The organism is Collinsella sp. CLA-AA-H302, assembly GCF_040093305.1.
In the GTDB taxonomy this organism is placed as follows: Bacteria; Actinomycetota; Coriobacteriia; order Coriobacteriales; family Coriobacteriaceae; genus Collinsella.
In genome coordinates this window covers 152,481-174,281 of the sequence record NZ_JBBNJW010000001.1, presented here as the reverse complement: position 1 = coordinate 174,281, position 21,801 = coordinate 152,481, and the positions used below count along the sequence as shown (strand labels likewise).

Here is a 21,801-nt window from a genome sequence, read left to right as displayed (position 1 = left end):
TCTACTACGTTTTACCGACTACCCTCGACCACACGGAAAATCGTGAAATCAAAACCGCAGGTAGACGGCTTGCTGGTTTTCAAAAAAGACCAGCATGGTCGACCCATGCGGGTTAAACGTAGTAGATAGCCCGTTTTCGTGGCGCTGCGTAATCGGGATGTGACAAAGGGACCATCCCGTTGCCACATAGATACGTCACCTGATTTCTCCCGTTTACGAAACCATTTATGCCGCTTAACCTGTGGCATATTGCAAACCTCCATTGGCGAAGGATACGCTCAACTTAACTTGCCAATCGGACCAGTGCTGTTTGGTCCGTTGAGCGTGTCGGGAGGAAACATGAACAGAAGGCATGTCAACGCGGCCATTACCGCGGGTCTGGCTCTGACGATGACGGTCGGCTCGGTGCCGCCGCAGGCATTCGCCGAGATGATGCAGGGTGATACCACCCAAGTCGTTGCCGAGCAAAGTGATGCGACGGGTGCGGCTGCCGCGTCTGCGGACACCGGCCAGGCAACCTCGCAAGACCAGAGTGAAGATAAGATCGTCTCTATTGCCAGCCTGAACGAGCTGCACGTTGCCGAGGGTTCCGACGCCACGTTGCCTCAGACCGTGACGGCGACCTATGAGAGTGGTGCCACCAAGCAAGAGAACGTTATCTGGAAATTGAACTGCGCCGACGCTCCGGCAACCCTGGCGCAGCTGCCTGCCGGCTCGTATGAGTTCGAAGGCACCGTCGATGGCACCACGCAGACAGTCAAGCAGCGCGTGGTCATCGAGGCTACTGCGGCGGACCTGGCAGCGGCAGATCCGGCGGCAGTAAACGCTCCAGATGCCACGGAGACGAGCAACGAAAGCGGCATTACCGTTGAGTCGATCGACGCTAACCCAATTCTAGAAAAATACGTCGGCGCCGATTACTACGGCCAGATCCAATCTTCGAGCGTTAAGGTAAAGCTGTCGGATGGTACCGAGACCTCGGCCTATGTTGATTGGGACGATAAGTCGCAGGTGGCATTTAATGCGGCGACCGATGAATCCGAAATTCCCATCACCGGTCAGATTACCGGCGTTAGCGTGAATGGCAATTGGATCACGCTCGCGGAGCCGTACGAAGTGAGCGGCGTGCTTAAGGTATACGTTCCTCGCTCAACCAGCAATGGCTCATGGATATGGACCGCGGCAGGTATTGCTCCCGCGGTTCCGTCTAGCATGTCGGTCGATTATTCAAATGGACAATCTTATACGTGCCCGGTTGAGTGGAATGAAATCTCGGCAGACCAGTACCAAAAGGAAGGAACCTTTGTTGTCGAGGGACATTTGAAGAACTATCCTTCCATGCTTGCGCACTGCACGGTCACAGTCCGCGCGGTTAAGAGCGTCCAGACCGAGTTGACGTGTACGACCCTAACCGGCGAGGCCCCGTCTCTGCCGTATTCTGCAGCGGTAACCTTCGATAACGGAGCCACCGAGCAGATTCCGGTGACTTGGGATTCTTTCGACGCGTCGCTTTACTCTAAGGTGGGCTCGTTTACGGTTAAAGGTAAACTAAACGGTTTTGATTACCGTGAGGTTACCTGCACCGTTACCGTCAAAGTTCCTAAGGACGTACTCGATCTTAATTCTCTGAGGTTCGAGCGCGTGGTCGGCGACATTTCTCCTCTTAGCACGTATGTCTATTTCCCCGTTACTCAGTCAAATAACACTACATACACCCAAGGTTATCAGGTTACCTGGGACAACGCCGACGTGTCTCAATTCCAAAAGGCAGGCACCTATACGGTTACGGGCACGCTTGTGACATATAACGAATCTTCAGCCGCTAATGGCCTAAAGGTAACTGGTCAGGTCGAGGTCAAAGAAGTTGCCTCTATCGATGCTTTAGCTCCCGTTAACACGCCCGTCGGCGTACGTCCTACAGCGGGCGGCGGTCTTCCCTACAGCGTTGAGGTTGCATTTACCGACGGTACAAAGAAGCAGTGCAACATTGCGTGGGACCCGATTTTGGACACGCAGGTGGCAAGTGAGGGGTCGTTTAAGCTTTCCGGTTCGCTGTCGTATTGGACCAATACCTCATCTTCATCGTCTACTCAGGTGGAGCTGGGTGACAGCAATCGAGCCACGGCGACCATCTCCGTCCGCGCCCTGCAGATGCCTTCCTCGACATCGACAAGCACGCTTATCGGTTGCCAGCCCAATATGCCGGGTTCAATCGAGGCCACGATGTGGAATGGCTCGCGAGGCAATTTCCCCGTTCAGTGGTCGACGATTAGTCAGGACGCCCTAAAGAACCTTGGCCAGATTACGGTTAGCGGATACTTTACCGGCTCTAACATTCCGGCTACGGCGACGGTCAACGTCTGCGATCTCGAGGACAGCAACATCGGCAAGATCGCTTATGTTCCCGGCGCCGGACTTCTGGCTCCGCGTTACACATCCACGCTGTATTTGTCGGATGGCAGCTCGTTCTATCCCCAGTATTCCTCGGGGCAGCCTTATAGTTGGGATGAGTTCCCCCAAGAACTGCTGGACGGCAAGCCGGGCGAGTACGAAATTACCGGTACTATCACTGGCTCGTTGGCAAAGATCCATGCGATAGCAGCGTGCGGCGAGGTCAAGGGTGTCAACAACTACAGCGATAACGGTGTGACGCTTGGACAGTCGTACGAGGATTGGCGTGTTGTCTATCCCGGTGAAGAGGTCAATCTGGATTATTTCACCGTTTCTGGCGTACTGCAGGACGGAACAGCCTTTGACCAGCTTGGCGTCAACTGGGACACCTATGATAGGTGCCCCCAGAAGGACCGCACGATTAGCGGAACGGTCGCCGGAACGAAAATCCCTGTGAAGGTCCACGTCATCGTGACTAAAAACTGGGAGGCTCAGCCGCAAACCATTACGGTGCTCAAGGGCAGCGACGGCACCGGCGTGCTTCCCAGCTATCTCGATCTCGTCAGTCCCGATGCTACTGACCATCCGGAGTATTCGCACAAATATGCCGAGGCAAAATGGAACACGAAGGGCTTTGATTGGAATCAGGGCGGCGTGGTCCGCGGCACGGCAACAATGAGCTATAGCACGGGATATGGCATGCAGACGGTCGACGTTCCGATTACTGCCACCGTTAAGATTGCGAACAAGGCAACCTCGGTGCAGGGCGGAACCATATGGACTGTTCCGGGCACTAAACCGGTGCTGCCGGAATACCTTGAGGTCCGATACGACAACAATGTATCCTCTGAGCCCCAGCGCGAAAAGGTCACATGGGATCGTGTCGCCGAAGACGCTTATGCCAAGGACGGTTCGTTTAAGGTGAAGGGCAAGCTCCAAGGTGGTGCCGAGGCGACGATCACTGTCGACGTCTGTTCTGTCACCTCTATTGCCGTTCCTGAGCGCATTGCCACGGCCAATGGCGTCGTTCCTGAGCTGCCATGGAACGTCACGGTTGCCACGAGCGACGGTAAAACGCACAATGCCCAGGTTCAGTGGGATGGCATTCGCCCCTCGGTTTATACCGGAGAGCCGGGTCAGGTCACGACAGTGTCCGGCACGCTGTTTGCAAGCGGCCTTAACGGATACGCCGACGGCACCAACACCGGCCTTACTGTTCAGACTAAGATCATTATCCAAGGTGTTGAGAAAGCTATCGATAACGGCGAGACCGCAGTGACCACCAAGGCTGGTACCGCTCCGACCATGCCGTCCAAGATGGCGGTCGAGATGCGCGACGGCTCCGTTTCGACGGCGGCTATTGATTGGGATCCGATCGCGCCCGAGAAGTACGAGCAGCCCGGCACATTCTATGCGACCGGCCATGTGGTCGGCTTTGATGCCGCTGCTGTTATGGCGCTGCTTGACGATGACGGCCAAAAGGTCGGCGTGGATGAGAACGGCAACGTGACCGCCAAGGTGACGGTTGCCGACAAGAAGGCGAAGAAGGTTGCGCTGCAGCCCGAGGCCGTCGTGGTCAACACTACGGTCGGATCGATGCTGGAGCTGCCCGATGCCGTGTCTGTATATTTCTCGGATGGCTCAGCGCGGGATACTCGGGGCAGTTTGGGCGGCATCGAGATCGAAAAGTGGACCGACACCGACGGCATCGACCTCTCCAAGCCGCTCGCCAAGAAGGGTACGTACAAACTCGTCGGTAAGCTCAGGGATGTCGACAACGTCAACGCTATCGTGTACGTCAACGTCTCCGAGGCGCCGCGAACCATCACCAAGCTCGAGGCCAAGTCGTTTAGCGTTGTCAAGGGCACGTCCAAGCAGGATCTGTACGCGCAGATGCCCAAGCAAGTTGTGGCGACCTATTCCGATGGCTCGACCGATCTGCTCGACATTGACGTTTGGGATCTTTCTAACGTCACGGACAAGCTGCTCAACGGAACCGGCTCTGTGAAGATCACGGGCACGGTTAAGCTCAACGGCGCCAAGGTGACCTGCAATGTGACCGTGGTGGATCAGGATGCCCAGACGCCCGACCACGTCGAGCCGATCGATGTAATTGAGATTGCGGACAATGCCAAGGTCAGCGACCTTATGGAAAAGCTGCCGTCCAAGGTGACGGTTGTCATGAAGGACGGCAAGACCAAGAACGAGACGCCCGTTAAGTGGTCTCAGGTCGATAGCCTGGGCCGCGCCGGCAACGAGTTTGAGGTCACGGGTCTAACGGACAACGGCATGACCGTAAAGGTTCAGGTCAAGGTGACGGCGCATATCGTGGGCTTTGATACCGTTGACGAGATTGAGGTCGAGCGCGATACCAAGGCGGACGAGGCTAAGGCCAAGCTGCCCACCACGGTCACGGCGATTTACTCTGATGGTACCGATTCCGAAGCCGACGTAACGTGGGATACCAAGGGCCTCTCCGACAAGGACTTTGCCAAGGAAGGTAAAGTTACGGTTAAGGGCACTGTTACCGGCACGGATCAGAAGGCGGAGTGCACCATCAAGGTCGTCAAGCCATTGCGCGAGATTCCTGATCACCTGGCCGGCACGGTTGACGCTGTGACGCTCGACGACGGGGCGAAGCCCGATGCCGTTGTGGCCGCACTGTCCAAGACCGTGAAGGTTGCCATGAAGGACGGCTTCGAGGTCGACTCTCCGATCGACTGGACCGCTCCCAAGGAGGCCCTCACCATTAAGAATGACGGCGCGAGCGTTGTCATTACGGGTAAAACCGCGGTTGGCAGCTTTGAGGTCAAGGCTACGGTCAATCTGGTGCCGGTCGTCGAGAGCATCGCTGGCGTCAAGCTTTCGGTTGCCCGCAACACGGCTGCTGCTGACATCGTGCTGCCTGCCCAGGTGACCCTCAACATGTCCGACGGCTCGACGAAGACTGCCGCCGTTACGTGGGATAAGACCCCGCTTACGGCAGATGCCTTGGGCAAGCTGGGCGATGTTGCGCTTGAGGGCAAGGTAGAGGGCACTTCGGTTAAGGCCAAGTGCACGGTCACGGTCGTGAAGAGCAATGCCGAGATTCCGGCCTCTGTTGAGCCTCTCGCGGGAGTTAACGTTCCCGAGGGCTCGTCGGCCGATGCCATGCGAGATGCGCTCAAGGGCGTGAAGGCGACCGTGCTCATGAAGGACGGCAAGACGACGGCGGAGTCCGAGGTCACATGGACCGAGGTTCCTGCCGCGGCCGACACGTACGGCAACAGCGTCGTCGCCAAGGGCGTGACGGTGATCGGTAACCTGCCGGTCGAGGTCATTGTTACCTCCACGACGACGATCAACAAGGTTGCTGAGGTGCCGCAGATTACGGTGGAGCGCGATGCCAAGGCCGATACCGTGACGGGGCAGCTGCCCAAGAAGATTGCCGTGACGTACTCCGATGGCCACACGGATGAGGCGGCGGTCACGTGGAATACGGATGGCCTGGACAAGCAACTTGCCGCTGTTGGTGAGCACACGATCGAAGGCTCCGTCGAGGGCACGACGCTTAAGGCGACCTGCAAACTGGTCGTCGAGACGCCGGCAAGTGAGATTCCCGTGAGGCCTGCGACGTTCGCTCCCGTTGAGGTGTTTGAGGCAAGCTCTGCCGCCGATGTGCTGAAGGCGCTGCCCAAGAAGGTCTCCGTGATGATGAAGGACGGCAGCCAGGAAGACTACGACGTCGATTGGGAGATTGTTCCCGCGCTGGATTGGGGTGCCGATGATGTGACCGTGGGCGGTAAGGTTCGCGGTACGGAGCTTACGGTCAGCTGCATGGTGCGCGTTAAGCCGCGCCCGGCGGCCAAGGGCCTCGTTATCGTTGACCAAAACGGCAAGGCCACGACTGCCGAGACCACGCTTAAGGTCGAGCGCGGCAAGGAAATTGACCTTGCTGCCGCAGCGAGCAATGCGGCCGATGGCGCGCTGCTTCTTGGTGCCGTGACGTGGACCTCGTCCGATCCGACGATCGCCACGGTCGAGAACGGTAAGGTCAAGGCCCTCAAGAACGGAACCGTCGTCATTACCGCGACGATGCCCGTTGACGGTGACGCCGCGGCGATTGCGACGCTTGCCGAGGATGGCGCTGCGGAGACGCCGGCGTCTCAACAGCTCACTGCTTCGGTGACCGTCGAGGTTGTTGAGCCTGTTGTTGTACAGGAGCCGACGGGCGGCAAGGATAACGGTGCCAAGCCCGATGTCAAGAACCCTTCGGGCAAGAAGAATGGCAAGAAGGCCGCTAAGGGAAGCCTGGCCGAGACGGGCGACAACACTGCCGTGACCGTCGCCGCGCTTGGCGGAACTGGCCTGCTGGCGCTGATTGCCGCAGCGATTGAAAAACTGCGTCATCGCGCGGAGTAAGGCTGCGAGCTTAGAGCTTTAGGGCTCTAGGGCATAAGAAGGCCTCCCGGTTCTCGTCGGGGAATCGGGAGGCCTTTCGTTTGACTGTAGGGCAGCTAATTTTGGTCGAGACTTTTTGACTACCCTGGTCCCCTTGGCAGTTGCGGTGAAATAGGGACTATTTTATGGGCTAGAAGCCTTAAGCAGTCCGTATTTCACCGCAACTTAGTTTGGGGACTTGGGGATGAGGTTAGTCTAGGCGGACCGGATCGTGGGGGTAGGCGTTGAGAATCTCGACGCCGTTCTCGGTCACCAGGGCTAGGTCCTCGATACGGACGCCGGTGCGGCCGGGGAGGTAGATGCCCGGTTCGATGGAGAACGTCATGCCTGGCTCTACGACTTGCTCGTTGACGAGCGAGACGTCGCCCGGCTCGTGGTCCTGCAGACCGATCGAGTGACCCAGGCGATGCGTAAAGTACTTACCGTAGCCCGCATCCTCAATAACGTTGCGTGCGGCGCGGTCCAGGTCGCACATGCGAACGCCCGGTGCGATCAGCGCCTCGGCGGCCTCGTTGGCACGGCGCACGATATCGTAGATACGCGCAGTCTCCTCGTCCGGCTCGCCCCAAAAGAACGTGCGCGTCATGTCCGAGCAGTAGTTGCGATGCCGTCCGCCAATGTCGAACAGCACCACGTCGCCACGCTTGAGTACGGTGTCGTCGGGTTCGTGATGCGGGTCGCCGGCGTTGGCGCCAAAGCTCACGATCGGCGGAAAGCTAAAGTCCTCGCAGCCGTGCTTGCGGTACAGGCCGAGCATTTGGTCGGCAATTTCGCGTTCCGTCACGCCTTCGTGGACGAGCTTGATCGCATCGGCCATCACGGCGTCGTTAGCGGCCGAGGACACGCGCATAAGCTCCTGCTCGGCGGCATCCTTGTAGGTGCGTGCGGCGGTGACGGCAAAGTCACCCAGGAAAAACTCGCTTGCGGCGTGACGCTCCATGAGCGGCATCAAAAAGCCGGAACGCATGACGGTGTCGATGCCAAGCGGCTTGGCTGGGTCGATCTCACTCGCGATGGCGTCGGTCACGATATCGGTATCGGTGTGGTAGGCGACGCGGGCATTGTCGTACTCGGGCAGCTGATGTAGGGCGTTGACCATGATCACGGGCTCGCAATCGCGCGCGAGCAGCACGCCGCAAAAACGCTCGAACATATCGGCATAAAAGCCGGTCAGGTAATAGATCGACCACGGGTCGTTTACGAGCAGCTGTGCGCCTGGGTGCTGAGCCTCGAGCGCATCGAGCACGCGCGCCACACGCTGGTCATCGACATGTGCCATGAAACATCCTTTCGCTAGGCTGCCACCATGGTATCCCCAATGCCAGGGTAGTCAATTTGGGACGGGGCTATTTTAGCTGCATCAAACATGCGGAATGATTTTTCTGGGACGGGGATTAAATAATCATTCGGAACCCAATGATTATTTAATCCCCGTCCCAGAAAAATCATTTGAACGAGAGTTCGGGCAAAAGTAGTCATAAACGGCCCGTCCCAAATGGGCTGGTTTCAAAAGTATGGCGGATTACGGGGCTGGACCTGTATTACTTGACCATGGGAAAAATCGCGAAATTAAAACCGCAGGTAGACGGCTTATCGTAAATCGAAAATTGCCGGTATGGATGGGGGTCTCCGAATTAGCCCCGTAATCCGGCATAGTTTTGAAATAGCACTAAAGTAGGCACAATCTAATTATCGATCCCAAGGCAAGTTGCGGTGGAATAGTTCCTGGATGCCGGGGTTTTGGCGGAAATCAGGAACTATTTCACCGCAATTGAGGAGGGGCGGGGTGGATGGCGGGGTAGCTAAAAGAGCCCCGTCCCAAATTAGCTAGTCGATGTTCATGCTGGCGATTAGGTTGATGTTGGTGTCTAGGAGGTTCTCCAGTACGACGTCGCCCATGCGGATGGGGGCGTTGACGACTAGGCCTCGGATGAGGTCCATGGCTTGGGCGTGGAGTGCCAGCGGGATGGCTTCGGCCGTGCGCACGGGCAGCAGCGCCTCATCGCCGCCGGATACGGCCACAGTGGTGGTGAGCACGCGCATGGGGCAGGTGAGTTCCTGGTGTGCGAACTTCTCACCGCGCGGGCAGCTGTTGCCGGTCACGGAGTGCACCTCTACCAGGGCGCCATTGGCGTCACGCTCCACCTCTACGGTCAGGAGGCATTCGGATGGGCAGGTGGTGCAGTTGAATCGCAGCGTTTCGATTGCGTTCGTGCTCATGGCCTTACGCCTCCTCAATGGGGTCGACGGACAGGGCAATCTCGCTGGCACCTAGGTCGAGTGCTTGTTTGATGACCTTTGCCGGCAGTGGGAAGCTTTCCATAACGCTCGGCTTAAACGCGCGGACCTTGCCGGCGAACAGTTCCTCGCCGTCGGCCAAGATCCTCACGCAGGCGGCATCGACTGGCCGGCGTACGCGGAAGTTGAGTTTGGTGAGTGCCACAGCCGTAATGCGTCCCGGCAGTGCGTATCCCGCAATGCCGGCAGGGGAGACCGTGAGCTCGCAGCCCGTGTCCGCAGCGCTCTGCCCGTCGTCGCCACCCAACGCCCACGCCGCCGCAGCCGCACCAGCGCGCTCGGACTCGGTTGTCACGTTGTCGGCCAGGTCGTGCACGTGCAGCACGTTGCCGCAGGCAAAGATGCCCGGCACGCCCGTTTGCAGGCTCTGGTCAACCACGGCGCCACGCGTGCGCGGGTCAAGTTCAACGCCCGCGCCCACCGAAAGCTCGTTCTCGGGAATCAAGCCCACCGAAAGCAGCAGCGTGTCGCACGGAACGATGCGCTCCGTCCCGGCAATGGGCGCCAGGCGCTCGTCGACTTGGCTCACCTCGACGGCTTCCACGCGGTCGTACCCGATTACGCGTGTGACGGTGGTGGACAGGTGCAGCGGAATGCCAAAGTCGTCCAGGCAGTTCTTGACGTTGCGGCGCAGACCGTTGGCGTATGGCATGAGCTCGTACACGCCCTCGACGGAAATCCCCTCGAGCGTACAGCGACGTGCCATGATCAGCCCGATATCGCCCGATCCCAAAATGACGGCGCGCGAGCCGGGCTTGAGGTTTTCGATATTGATGTATCGCTGCGCCAGGCCGGCCGTAAACACGCCGGCGGGACGACTGCCGGGAATCTTGATCTCGCTGCGCGTGCGCTCGCGGCACCCCATGGCAAGGACGACCGCGCGCCCGGTGAGCTGCAGCATGCCGGCAGGGCTCATGAGCGTGACGGTATGGACTGCGGCGTCTTCCGCGCCCTCGCCTGAATCAATCCCAATCACCATGCTGTTCAGGAACAGCGCAATGTCGGTTGCGTGCACCTGGTCGATAAAGCGCTGCGCGTACTCGGGACCGGTGAGCTCCTGCTTAAAGTGCGACAGGCCAAAGCCGGGGTGGATGCACTGGCGGAGGATGCCGCCCAGGTGCTGCTCGCGCTCCACGATGGCCACGCGTACACCTGCCTTATGCGCGGCCAGCGCGGCCGCCATGCCGGCAGGTCCGCCGCCGATAACGACTACTTCGAAGGCTTGCGTTTGTATGGCTTCTACGACGCCGTAATCAATCGCGCTCGATTTGAATTCCGCCATCCTAGCGCACCCCCTTCAACGGTCCCTCAACCAGCCAAGATCCGGTATCCTCCAACAGCACCTCGCTGGGGTCGCAGCCCAGCTCGCGGGCAAGAATCGTCACCACACGGCTCTGGCAAAAGCCGCTTTGGCACCGACCCATGCCGGCACGACAGCGGCGCTTGACGCCCTCGACCGAAACCGCGCCCGGCTGACGTCGGATCGCGGCCACGATCTCGGCCTCGGGCACCGTCTCGCAGCGGCAGGCAATCTGTCCCCACGCGGGGTCGGACTCAATGAGCTCTTCCTTGCGCGTTAGCGTCGCGCGGTCAAAGTCGTCTGGTGCGCGGCGAATTGGGTTCCAGTTCGCCCGCTCGTGCAGCTCCACGCCCGCCTCACGCATCAAAAGTTCCATACACTCGGCAATGGCCGGCGCGCTTGCCACACCCGGCGACTGAATGCCCGCCGCCTGGAACAGCCCCGGCACCACGGCTGACTGCCCAATAAAAAAGTCGTTCGTACCCTGAATGACAGGGCGCCCGCCGGCAAATGCGCGCACCACGCGACGTGTGTCCAGATCGGGCACCAGCTTGCGCGCACCGGTCAGGAGCGCGTTGACATCGCTTGCATAGGTCTGCGTGTCGCCCGGCTCGCGCACGGCAGCCGTGGCGGTTATCACTGTGTTGCCGTGTACGGTACCCGTGACGATAACGCCCTTGGACACCGGCGTGGGAACGGGGTAGAGCGGCATAAGCGTGCGCGGCTCCTTGTCCAGCACCACGATGTTGCCCTGACGCCAGACCATCTGGAACTCCTCGGCGCCCGCCATATGCGAGATGTTCGCGGCGCCGTTGCCCGCGGCATTGATCAGGTAGCGGCAGCGCACATTGCCAGCGGGGGTCGCCAGCGTAAAGCGCGCGTCGTCGCCCGAGCCCGCGACTTCAATCGCTTCCACCGGCGCGGACCGCATGAACGTCACCCCGTTGGCCACGGCGTTCTCCATCGCGGCGATGGCAACCTCAAACGGGTCGACAAAGCCAGTGGAGGGGCACCACAACGCGCACGTTGCATCGGCACTGGCGCGCGGCTCCAGTTCGTGGATGCGGTCGGGTCCGACGATCGACAGCTCGGGCACACCGTTGACATGGCCGTTGCACCGCAGCTTCTCCAGATGCGCGCGGTCCTCGTCGTTAAAGCCCAACACCATCGACCCAGTGCGGCAGAACAGAAAGCCCAGTTCCTGTGCCCATGTACCGTACAACTCGCAGCCACGGGCGTTGACCTTCGCCTTTACGGTGCCCGGCGCCGGATCGTAGCCGGCGTGCACCAGGCCGCCGTTGGCCTTCGACGCGCCCAGCGCGATATCGTTGCCCGCCTCGACCACGCAAATGGAAAGGTCAAACCTCGCGAGCTGCCGCGCGATGGCGCATCCGGTGATGCCCGCGCCGACAATCGCGATATCAAACGTTTCTGTCACAGTGCCTCCCAGACGAGTTGACAGGCCGTCAATAAGACTATCCTACGGTCTGCGCGCCCCTAGTGCGGCGGCAATGCGGCGAACAGCCCTGCAACACCCGCCAACGGCAGGCGAGGGGAGACTCAGTAACGTCGACAACCTCGTCTGTCGACAACTAAGGCAACCGTTCGTCTCGATCTGTAACAGTTAGACGAGGATTTGGGTTCCAGATGTTACAGATAAAGACGTTTGCCAGACGCCCCCTCCGTTTGTCTTGATCTGTAACAGTAAGAGGGGAAAATCGGTCCTTTGTGTTACAGATTGAGATTTAAAGTCAGGGAGAGATTCTTCTGTCTCGTTCTGTAACATCTAGGGACCGTTTTGGGGTCTAGTTGTTACAGATTTAGATGAACCAATCAGTCGATTTCGAATGTCTAAATCTGTAACGGTTAGACCTGTTTTTGCCGAGTGGTTGTTACAGATTGAGACATTCAGCCTGGACGTTTTTCTTTGTCTCGTTCTGTAACATCTAGACCCGGATCCCGCTCCCACCTGTTACAGATTGAGATGTTTGTGTCCGCACCAGCCCCGTACCCAGCCGTAGTCCCATATAAACAAACCCCGTGGTAAACTTGACCGGATTATAAATATTCCGAAAGGTATCCGTAATGTCCAAGTACATCTCCGAGCTCATGTCGCCGCAGCTTATGGGCGTCGTCTATGCCTTCGTTGGCTTTATCATCGCCCTGTATGTGCTGTCGGTCGTCTATGTGTTCATCGACGCTCGCCGCCGCGGCGCCAGCGCCTACGTGGCATGGGGCATCATTGCCCTCATCCCGTTTGTAGGCCTCATCGCCTACCTGGTCCTGCGCCCGCACTCCTACGCGTCCGACCGCGAGGAGCAGGAGCTGGATATGGCCCTGCGCGAACGCCAGCTTGCCCAGTACGGCACCTGCCCGCAGTGCGGCGCCCCCATCGAGAAGGACTTTGTCGTCTGCCCGGTGTGCGATACCCAAGTTCGCAACGTGTGTCCCAGCTGCCATCGCCCGCTCGATGCGCACTGGAAGGTTTGCCCCTACTGCCGAACTCGCATCCAGTAACGCATCCATCGCCCGGCGGCCGCAAGCCACGGGCCCCGCGCGTCCCACGCAAGCCACGCGCGCCCCACACCCCGCCCCACACGATGAAGCATGCGTAGAAAATCGCCCGCCGTGCCATTAAGGTGCGGCGGGCGCTTGTATACCAAGGCAACCTGCCTATAATGATGCAAGTCAAAAACGCCGAGCGCATCGCACGCACTTGCATCAGGCATCCGAGAGGAGAAAACATACCCATGAAGGCACTCTACAATGACGGTTCGGTGGCCGAGCTCCCGCAGGATGAGGTCACGCACGTCATCCGCCACTCCGCCGCGCATATCATGGCGCAGGCCATCAAGCGCCTGTACCCCGAGGCCGACTTTGCCTACGGTCCCGCGACCGACAACGGCTTCTACTACGACGTCGACCTGCCCGAGGGCGTCAAGATCAGCGAGGACGACTTCCCCGCGATCGAGGCCGAGATGAAGAAGATCGTCAAGGAGAACCTCAAGTTCACCGTGTACGAGAAGCCCCGCGCCGAGGCCATCGCCCTTATGGAGGAGCGCGGCGAGAAGTACAAGGTCGAGCACATCGGCGACCTGGACGACGACGCCCGTATCACCTTCTACCAGCAGGGCGACTACATCGACATGTGCGTCGGCCCCCACATCTGCTACACCAAGGCGCTCAAGGCCTTTAAGCTCACCGGCGTCTCGGGCGCTTACTGGAAGGGCGACAAGGACAACAAGATGCTCACCCGCATCAACGGCGTCGCCTTTGCCACCAAGGAAGAGCTCGACGAGCACATGCACATGCTGGAGGAGGCCAAGAAGCGCGACCACCGCAAGATCGGCCGCGAGATGGACCTCTTTATGATGCGCGACGAGGCCCCCGGCTTCCCGTTCTTCCTGCCTAACGGCATGATCCTTAAGAACACGCTGCTGGACTACTGGCGCGAGATCCACCACAAGGCCGGCTACGTGGAGATCTCCACGCCGCTCATCATGAATAAGCAGCTGTGGAAGACCTCGGGCCATTGGGACCACTACAAGGACAACATGTACTCCACCGTCATCGACGACGAAGAGTACTGCATTAAGCCCATGAACTGCCCGGGCGGCGTGCTGGTGTACGCCTCCAAGCCGCACTCCTATCGCGAGCTGCCCATCCGCGCCGGCGAGATTGGCCTGGTGCACCGCCACGAGCTGCGCGGCGCCCTGCACGGCCTGTTCCGCGTGCGCTGCTTTAACCAGGACGACGCCCACCTGTTTGTGCGTCCCGACCAGCTGACCGACGAGATCGTGGGCGTGGTCAACCTCATCGACTCCGTGTACCAAAAGTTTGGCTTTAAGTACCACGTTGAGCTTTCCACCCGCCCCGAGGACTCCATGGGTTCGGACGAGGACTGGGCTCGCGCCGAGGAGGGCCTGCGCACCGCTCTGGAGAAACTGGGCATGGACTACGAGGTCAACGAGGGCGACGGCGCCTTCTACGGCCCCAAGATCGACTTCCACCTGGAGGATTCGCTCGGCCGTACTTGGCAGTGCGGTACCGTGCAGCTCGACTTCCAGATGCCGCTTAACTTTGATCTGGAGTACGTGGACGCCGACGGCACCAAGAAGCGCCCCATCATGCTGCACCGCGTGTGCTTTGGCTCCATCGAGCGCTTCATCGGTATTCTGATTGAGCACTTTGCGGGCAAGTTCCCCACCTGGCTGGCTCCCGTGCAGGTCAAGGCACTTCCGGTTTCCGAGAAGAGCCGCGACTACGCCCACGAGGTGTGCGCCAAGCTGGAGGAGGCCGGCATTCGTGTGGTCTGCGACGACCGCGACGAGAAGATCGGCTACAAGATCCGCGAGGCCCGCAGCATCGACCGCGTACCCTACATGCTCATCCTGGGCGAGAAGGAGGTCGAGGCCGGCAACATTTCCGTCCGCGATCGCTCCAACGAGACCGTTCAGATGAGCGTTGACGAGTTTGTTGCTAAGGTGCTCGAGGAGATCAAGACTCGCGCCTAAGGCAAACTTCAAAACAATTAACAAAGGCGACCGTTCACACAAGGCGGCCGCCTTTTTTATGCCTAAATTAGAAAAGCCGCTGGTTGAGCGGCTTTTTTTGTTGCACAAAAAGGTACAGATTTTTGTATCTTTCGACAGACGACATTATACGAGCAATTAATCAGCGTTTGCCCAGATTACGTAAAATGTACTGCTAGTAGGTACATCTCCATACCCCTCTATAAAAACCTGTACTTTTGCGACTGCGCCTAGCTGCGAGCGAGAAGCCTGTTCTAAACGCCCCTGCATTTGCGTGGATCGCAAAGCAAAAAGAGGGGGCGAGAACATGGAGCAGACGGCACGGCGCCAAGAGCAGCTGCCGGGCGCATTTAACGGCGCCACCACCAACAGCCAGCACGGCCGCGTCCGCTGGTATCTGGTCCACACCCCCCATGGAAAAGAGCGCGAGACCTGCGAAAAGGTCCGCCGAATTATCCCGCACGAGCTGATGCAGAACGCTTTTGTGATGCAAAAGGAGTTCTGGTTTAAGCGGGACGGTGCCTGGTCGCTCCAAACCAAACCCATGTACAAGGAATATTTCTTCGTCGCCACGCACGATGTCGCAGCGCTTGATAGGGCCCTGGCCCAGCTGAGCTTTGGCTGCCGCATCGCCGGCAGTAGGGAGCGGGCTTACATGCCCATGCCGGACGATGCGCAGGACTGGTACCGCAGCGTGCTGGACGACGACGGCGTGGTGCGCAACAGCGTTGCGCGCATAGAAGACGGCGTGTTGCACATAGAGCAGGGTCCCTTGGTGGGGCAAGAGGCTCGCGTGCACAAGATCGATCGTCGCAAACGCTGGTGCTTGGTAGACGTGGGCGAGGGCGATTCCCGCTTTAGGGAAGTACTTCCGCTCGACGTGCCGATTAAAACGTAAGGGGCGTTGCAGCGGCAATTCATTCGCAATTTGAATTCATTTATGGGGGGGGGGACCCTGGAATCAGGGACGTGGATTTGAACTTGACTAGTAAAGAAGTGACAGGGCAAAACGCGCCGGCGGGGGCCGCGCTTGTTGCCCAAGCAATGAACAGTGGCGACGTGAGCATGCGCTACAAGGCCATGCAGGCCGTCAGGGACTGGGATAACTCGCGCCTTGCCTACCGCACCGCCAAGCGCGCCTTCGACATCGTGTTCAGCGGCTGCGTGCTGGCAGTCATCGCCGTACCGAGCCTTGTGCTCGCCGCGGCAATCCGCCTGGAGAGCGAGGGCAACCCGTTCTACAGCCAGATCCGCGTGGGCCAGACCCACCGCGACGGCAGCCTGTCCACCTTCCGCATGTGGAAGTTCCGCAGCATGTATAAGGACGCCGACGAGCGCCTGGCTGAGCTCAAGGGACAGAACGAGATTGCTGGTGCCATGTTCAAGATTAAGGATGACCCGCGCGTAACGAAGATTGGTAGGTTCATCCGCAAGCACTCCATCGACGAGTTCCCGCAGTTTCTCAACGTGTTCCTGGGCCAGATGTCGGTCGTCGGCCCACGCCCGCCGCTGCCCAACGAGGTGGGCGAGTACACAGAATTCGACCTGAAGCGCCTGGCCGTAAAGCCGGGCATCACCGGATGGTGGCAGGTGACCGACCGCAATGACACTGATTTTGACGGGATGGTTCGCCGCGACCTGGAGTACATCGCTAAGCGCGGCGTCATTACCGATCTCAAGATCGTTCTCCTCACTGTTGTTGAGGTGTTTACCGGTGGCGGAGCGAGCTAGTCATTCTGCTGCCAATTGAATGTTCGGCTATTTTGAAAGTAGATTGTTTTGTTGAATACGGAAATCTTCGAAAAGTATCAGCGATGGATGAAATGCTGCAATCATTGTGAAGACTTGCAGGGTTTATCTGAAAACGACATTAAGGATTCTTTCTTTCGCGAGTTGTCTTTCGGCACCGGCGGCCTACGCGGCAAGCTCGGACTCGGTCCCAACCGGCTTAATGTTTATACCGTCGGTAAGGCCACACAAGGTCTTGCCGATTACTTGAATAACTCTTTTGATAGGCCGTCCGTTGCGCTTTGCCGGGATACGCGTCACGGTTCCGAGGAGTTTGTGCGTCGAGTCGCTGAAGTTCTCGCTGGAAACGGAATCAAGTCGTATTTGTTCGAGCGCGTTGAGCCCACGCCCGCACTCAGCTTCGCCGTCCGCGAGCTGGGCTGCTCGGCCGGCGTCAACATCACCGCGTCGCACAATCCCGCGGCATACAACGGCTACAAGGTCTACGGACCCGACGGCTGCCAGATTACCGTCGAGGCGGCGGAGGCCATCCAGGCGGCCATCGACCCCGTTGACTGCTTCGATGGCGTAAAAGCGGTGGTTTTCGATAGAGCCCTGGAAGAGGGGCTGGTGCAGTGGGTTCCCGAGAGAGTTCTTGACCGTTACATAGAGGAGACGCTCGAGGTCTCCACGGGCGAGGACTGCTCGGCGCTCCGCATCGTCTACACCCCGCTCCACGGCGTCGGCCTGGAGTGCGTGTCTCGCGTCCTCGAGGGGATCGGCGTAGCGGAGGTCACGACCGTCGACGAGCAGTGCGTCCAGGACGGCGACTTCCCGACCTGCCCGTACCCCAACCCCGAGGTGCGCGAGGCGCTGGAACTCGGGCTCGAGTACTGCGACAGGGTGAAGCCCGATCTGCTCCTGGCGACCGACCCGGACACCGACCGCGTCGGCATCGCCGTTCCGCATGCCGGGGAATACAAGCTGCTCACCGGCAACGAGGTGGGCCTGCTTCTGCTCGACTTCCTCGCCTCAATGGCGAGCGGGTCCGGCGCCGACATGGCCCGCGAGGTCGCCTGCACCACCATCGTGTCCGCGCCCATGGCAGACGACGTCGCGCGTGCCCGCGGCCTCGAGCTGCGCCGCACGCTCACCGGCTTCAAGTTCATTGGCGAGCAGGTCGGCGTGCTGGAGTCCGAGGGGCGCGAGGGCGACTTCCTCATGGGCTTCGAGGAGTCCTACGGCTACCTCGCGGGCACCTCCGTGCGCGACAAGGACGCCGTGGTTGCTTCCATGCTTATCTGCGAGCTCGCTGCACATTGGAAGAAGCTGGGGCTGGACCTCTACGAGGCCATGGAGCGCCTCTATGAGACATATGGCTTCTGGTCGAGTGCTCTTCTCGGTCAGGCATACGAGGGACCCGAGGGCGCGTCCGAAATGTCCGCGATGATGTCCGGTCTCCGAGATCACGCTCCGGCGCAGATCGGCGACACCGCCGTCGCGCAGTGCATCGACTACGCCAAGGGCGCGCCGATGCCCGTCGTTAACCCGACCGGTGAGCCCCAGCGCCTTCCCGAGGCGGACGTCCTCGAGTTCAGGCTCGCCGACGGCTCGCGCGTCCTGTTCCGGCCCAGTGGCACCGAGCCCAAGGCTAAGGCCTACGTGTTCGCTAAGGGTGCCGACCGTGCCGAGTCCGAGGCCAAGCTCGCCGCGCTGGTCGCGGACGCCAAGTCGATCTTGGGAGGAACCCGATAATGATTCATCTCGTATTGCTCTCCGGCGGCTCGGGCACGCGCCTGTGGCCGCTCTCCAACAGCACCCGCTCCAAGCAGTTCCTCAAGGTGCTGCGCGACGCGGACGGCAACCACGTCTCAATGGTCCAGCGCGTCTTCGGCCAGATCGGTTCCGTCGACGCGGATATCGACATAACCATCGCCACCTGCGCCAGCCAGGAGGAGTCCATCCGCCGACAGGTTGAGGGCGGCTACGCGCTGGTGCTCGAGCCCGAGCGCCGCGACACCGCACCGGCAATCATGCTCGCCTGCGCGAACCTCGCGCTCGAGCAGGGCGCCGGCGAGGGCGACACCGTCATCGTCATGCCCATCGACAGCTACGCGGACCAGGCGTACTACGACAGCGTCGTGAGGCTCGACGAGGCCGTCCAGTCGGATTTCGCCGAGCTGGTCCTCATGGGCGTGGAGCCCACCTACCCCAGCGGCAAGTACGGCTACATCGTGCCCGCGGCGGGTGAGGGCTGGCCCCGCCGAGTCGAGCGCTTCACCGAGAAGCCCGACGAGGGGACTGCGCGGGAGCTCATCTCCCAAGGGGCCCTCTGGAACTGCGGCGTGTTCGCTTTCAGGCTCGGCTGGCTTACCGGCCTCACCGCCAGGTACCTGTCCTGCGACACCTTCGAGGAGTTCCGCTCACGCTATGCCGAGCTACCCAGGAACTCCTTCGACTACGAGGTCGTGGAGAGGGCGTCGTCCATCGGCGCGGTCTCCTACGCGGGCGAGTGGAAGGACCTGGGCACCTGGAACACGCTGACCGACGAGATGGCCGAGTACACATCCGGCCGCGTTGTGGTCGATTCTAAGACGTGCAAGAACGTCCACGTTATCAATGAGACCGGTTTTCCGATGGTTGTCGCAGGCATCTCCGATTCGGTTGTCGTAGCGACGCCCGACGGCATCCTCGTCTCCGGCAAGGAGGCGTCGGCCAACATCAAGTCTGAGGTCAACGCCGTCGCGGAGAGCCGCCCCATGTACGAGCAGCGCTCCTGGGGCGAGTACCGCGTCATTGACAGCAGTGTCTTCCCCGACGGGGCCAAGGCACTGACCAAGGAGCTGATCATCCGTGAGGGTGGCCAGCTCGACTACCAGCGCCATATGAACCGCGGAGAGGTCTGGACAGTCATCTCCGGCACTGGCGAGGTTGTGTTGGACGGTCTGGTGCAGCAGGTGCGCGCGGGCTCCGTCGTTCAGATTCCCGCGACCACGCCGCATTCTGCGCGGGCACTTTGTGGGGACCTGCATGTAATCGAGGTCCAGCACGGCGAGACGCTTGTTAAAGAGGACATTGAGCGTTTAGGCGCTTTTTGGAATTAGTTCACAGTTGAAAGGGATTTTGAGATGAAGAAGGCACTTATCACTGGCATTACTGGTCAAGATGGCAGCTATCTTGCCGAGTTGCTTTTGGACAAGGGCTATGAGGTGCACGGAATTGTCCGTCGCTCCTCGGTTCACACCACGAACAGGATTGATCATCTGCTATCAGAAGGCTCCATCATCCTTCATGATGGTGACTTAACGGACTCTAGCTCCATTATTCGAATTGTGGGCGAAGTTCGTCCTGACGAGATTTATAACCTCGCCGCCCAGTCCCATGTTGGTGTTTCATTTGACGCGGCAGAGTATACCGGTGACTGCGACGCATTGGGCGTCTTGCGCATCCTCGAAGCTGTTCATATGCTGGGCATGGATCAGTCCTGCAGGATTTACCAAGCTTCGACAAGCGAGCTGTATGGCAAGGTTGAAGAGGTTCCCCAGAATGAGAACACCCCGTTTCATCCGTACAGCCCGTATGCGGTCGCCAAACAGTACGGCTTTTGGATGATGAAGGAGTACCGCGAGGCCTACGGCATGTTTGCGGTCAACGGAATCCTCTTCAATCACGAGTCCGAGCGCCGTGGCGAGAACTTCGTAACGCGCAAAATTACTCTTGCGGCCGCCCGTATCGCCAAGGGGCTCCAGGACCATCTTGAGCTCGGCAACCTCGACTCCCTCCGCGATTGGGGATATGCGAAGGACTACGTGGAGTGCATGTGGCTCATCATGCAGCAGGATGAGCCCGATGACTACGTTATTGCCACGGGTGTGCAGCATTCCGTGCGCGAGTTCACGGAGTGGTCCTTTAAGCACGCCGGCATCGACCTCCGCTGGGAGGGCGAGGGCTTGGAGGAGAAGGGCTATGACAAGGCGAGCGGCAAGATGCTTGTCTGCGTCAACCCCGATTTCTATCGCCCGACCGATGTCGTCAACCTTTGGGGTGACCCGACTAAGGCTAAGACGGCACTTGGTTGGGACCCTCAAAAGACCAGCTGCGAGGAGCTTTGTCGCATCATGGTAGAGCACGATCTTGAGATCGCCGAGCGAGAAGCGAAGCTGGCCTAATGGGGAAGCGCGTTCTCATCTTCGGCGTTAACGGGTTTGTGGGCACTTTTCTTGTGCGTGAACTTGTTTCTGCGGGCTATAAGGTCATAGGCTCTGATTTGCATGAAAAATGTATAATTTCGGAAGTTTCTGCATATTATCCCTGTGACCTTTCGGATGCGAGAGGCGTTTTGTCCCTCGTATCCGAGTCTAACGCCGACTACATCGTAAACCTCGCTGCTATAAGTTCTGTGGGGCAGAGCTGGAGAGCCCCTGCGCTTACAATGCGTATAAACGTTGAAGGTGCTCTGAATATCATGGAGGCGGCGCGCGCTCAGGAAACTTGTGTGCGTGTGCTGCTTGTCGGATCATCGGAGGAGTACGCGCCCAAAGACGGACCACTTTGTGAGAGCGATCCTACGATTGCCAATAATCCTTACGGAATATCCAAAGCTACCCAGGAATGTTTTGCTGCACTCTATGCAAAAGAATTTGGTCTCGGTGTTTGTCTCACGCGTTCATTTAACCATACTGGCCCTGGGCAAAACCCGGCGTTTGTTCTCCCAAGCTGGTGTAGACAGGCTGCCGAAATCGAGAAATCAGCTAAACCCGGCAGGGTGACTGTGGGAAATATTAGCGTGTCGCGAGATTTTAGTGATGTCCGTGATGTTGTGCGCGCATATCGTCTGATTATGGAAAGTGGACGTGCTGGTGAGGTATATAACGTCGGAAGTGGGCGTGCGCTACCTCTGTGCGACTTGTTGGAAACCATCAAAAGCTTTTGTCCTCAACCTATTGAGATTGAAATCGATACCGCTCTTATTCGGCCGAATGACACAGCGAGCGTTTGCTGTGATTATTCAAAAATCAATAAGGAGTTGGGCTGGAAACCAAAAAGGAAGATCGAGGATACGCTGCGAGAAATGTACGACGGTTTCGTTATTGCCTAATGAGATAATTGGAA

Annotated in this window: 13 protein-coding genes; 9 read left to right on the top strand and 4 right to left on the bottom strand. The window is 59.2% G+C overall.

The annotated features are described in order from the left end of the window. Positions 1-339 precede the first annotated feature (339 nt). Entirely contained in the window at positions 340-6,792 is a 6,453-nt protein-coding gene (locus AAAV21_RS00720) for an Ig-like domain-containing protein (RefSeq protein WP_349106704.1), read from the top strand. Between the two features lie 229 nt (positions 6,793-7,021). On the opposite strand, the gene AAAV21_RS00715 is transcribed toward AAAV21_RS00720, so the two are convergent. The 4 genes from AAAV21_RS00715 to AAAV21_RS00700 all read right to left on the bottom strand — a co-directional run bounded on the left by AAAV21_RS00715 (position 7,022) and on the right by AAAV21_RS00700 (position 11,867). Then, positions 7,022-8,110, bottom strand: coding sequence for an aminopeptidase P family protein (locus tag AAAV21_RS00715; protein ID WP_349106702.1), 1,089 nt, complete (start codon positions 8,108-8,110; stop codon positions 7,022-7,024). A 548-nt stretch (positions 8,111-8,658) separates the two neighbouring features. Beyond that, the gene (locus AAAV21_RS00710) at positions 8,659-9,051 is read right to left on the bottom strand and encodes a DUF1667 domain-containing protein (protein WP_349106700.1); all 393 of its coding nucleotides are present in this window, start codon (positions 9,049-9,051) and stop codon (positions 8,659-8,661) included. A 4-nt stretch (positions 9,052-9,055) separates the two neighbouring features. Continuing rightward, a complete protein-coding gene (locus tag AAAV21_RS00705) occupies positions 9,056-10,411 on the bottom strand; it encodes an FAD-dependent oxidoreductase (protein WP_349106698.1) in 1,356 nt (451 codons plus the stop codon). Position 10,412: 1 nt separating this feature from the next. Beyond that, the gene (locus AAAV21_RS00700; RefSeq protein ID WP_349106695.1) at positions 10,413-11,867 is read right to left on the bottom strand and encodes an NAD(P)/FAD-dependent oxidoreductase; all 1,455 of its coding nucleotides are present in this window, start codon (positions 11,865-11,867) and stop codon (positions 10,413-10,415) included. A 647-nt stretch (positions 11,868-12,514) separates the two neighbouring features. Between AAAV21_RS00700 and AAAV21_RS00695 the strand changes: the two genes are divergently transcribed. The 8 genes from AAAV21_RS00695 (at position 12,515) to AAAV21_RS00660 (ending at position 21,787) form a co-directional block, all read left to right on the top strand. After that, positions 12,515-12,946 (top strand): zinc ribbon domain-containing protein, encoded by a 432-nt coding sequence (locus AAAV21_RS00695; protein ID WP_055251579.1) that lies wholly within the window; start codon positions 12,515-12,517, stop codon positions 12,944-12,946. A gap of 233 nt (positions 12,947-13,179) precedes the next feature. Continuing rightward, positions 13,180-14,943, top strand: coding sequence for a threonine--tRNA ligase (gene thrS, locus AAAV21_RS00690; RefSeq protein WP_177862175.1), 1,764 nt, complete (start codon positions 13,180-13,182; stop codon positions 14,941-14,943). A 325-nt stretch (positions 14,944-15,268) separates the two neighbouring features. Next, positions 15,269-15,859: a hypothetical protein gene (locus AAAV21_RS00685; RefSeq protein ID WP_349106692.1), complete on the top strand. Its 591-nt coding sequence runs from the start codon at positions 15,269-15,271 to the stop codon at positions 15,857-15,859. Between the two features lie 83 nt (positions 15,860-15,942). Then, positions 15,943-16,692, top strand: a complete 750-nt coding sequence (locus AAAV21_RS00680; protein WP_349106689.1) for a sugar transferase — start codon at positions 15,943-15,945, stop codon at positions 16,690-16,692. Positions 16,693-16,779: 87 nt separating this feature from the next. Further along, entirely contained in the window at positions 16,780-18,444 is a 1,665-nt protein-coding gene (locus AAAV21_RS00675) for a phospho-sugar mutase (protein ID WP_349106688.1), read from the top strand. Continuing rightward, on the top strand, positions 18,444-19,793 hold the full coding sequence (locus AAAV21_RS00670; RefSeq protein WP_349106685.1) for a sugar phosphate nucleotidyltransferase: 1,350 nt from the start codon (positions 18,444-18,446) through the stop codon (positions 19,791-19,793). Before AAAV21_RS00675 ends, AAAV21_RS00670 begins: the two co-directional genes overlap by 1 nt. A 24-nt stretch (positions 19,794-19,817) precedes the next feature. After that, positions 19,818-20,858: a GDP-mannose 4,6-dehydratase gene (gene gmd / locus AAAV21_RS00665; protein ID WP_349106682.1), complete on the top strand. Its 1,041-nt coding sequence runs from the start codon at positions 19,818-19,820 to the stop codon at positions 20,856-20,858. Next, complete coding sequence (locus tag AAAV21_RS00660; RefSeq protein WP_349106679.1) at positions 20,858-21,787, top strand: GDP-mannose 4,6-dehydratase; 930 nt, start codon at positions 20,858-20,860, stop codon at positions 21,785-21,787. The genes gmd and AAAV21_RS00660 overlap by 1 nt, the downstream gene beginning before the upstream one ends. The last annotated feature ends 14 nt before the right edge of the window (positions 21,788-21,801 follow it).

What these genes read in the sequence shown, in the direction of transcription:
- AAAV21_RS00715 (WP_349106702.1), bottom strand. Translation starts at nt 8,110, where the DNA reads ATGGCACATGTCGATGACCAGCGTGTGGCGCGCGTGCTCGATGCGCTC.
- AAAV21_RS00685 (WP_349106692.1), top strand. Translation starts at nt 15,269, where the DNA reads ATGGAGCAGACGGCACGGCGCCAAGAGCAGCTGCCGGGCGCATTTAAC.
- AAAV21_RS00670 (WP_349106685.1), top strand. Translation starts at nt 18,444, where the DNA reads ATGATTCATCTCGTATTGCTCTCCGGCGGCTCGGGCACGCGCCTGTGG.
- thrS (WP_177862175.1), top strand. Translation starts at nt 13,180, where the DNA reads ATGAAGGCACTCTACAATGACGGTTCGGTGGCCGAGCTCCCGCAGGAT.
- AAAV21_RS00710 (WP_349106700.1), bottom strand. Translation starts at nt 9,051, where the DNA reads ATGAGCACGAACGCAATCGAAACGCTGCGATTCAACTGCACCACCTGC.
- AAAV21_RS00705 (WP_349106698.1), bottom strand. Translation starts at nt 10,411, where the DNA reads ATGGCGGAATTCAAATCGAGCGCGATTGATTACGGCGTCGTAGAAGCC.
- AAAV21_RS00660 (WP_349106679.1), top strand. Translation starts at nt 20,858, where the DNA reads ATGGGGAAGCGCGTTCTCATCTTCGGCGTTAACGGGTTTGTGGGCACT.
- AAAV21_RS00695 (WP_055251579.1), top strand. Translation starts at nt 12,515, where the DNA reads ATGTCCAAGTACATCTCCGAGCTCATGTCGCCGCAGCTTATGGGCGTC.
- gmd (WP_349106682.1), top strand. Translation starts at nt 19,818, where the DNA reads ATGAAGAAGGCACTTATCACTGGCATTACTGGTCAAGATGGCAGCTAT.
- AAAV21_RS00720 (WP_349106704.1), top strand. Translation starts at nt 340, where the DNA reads ATGAACAGAAGGCATGTCAACGCGGCCATTACCGCGGGTCTGGCTCTG.
- AAAV21_RS00675 (WP_349106688.1), top strand. Translation starts at nt 16,780, where the DNA reads ATGAAATGCTGCAATCATTGTGAAGACTTGCAGGGTTTATCTGAAAAC.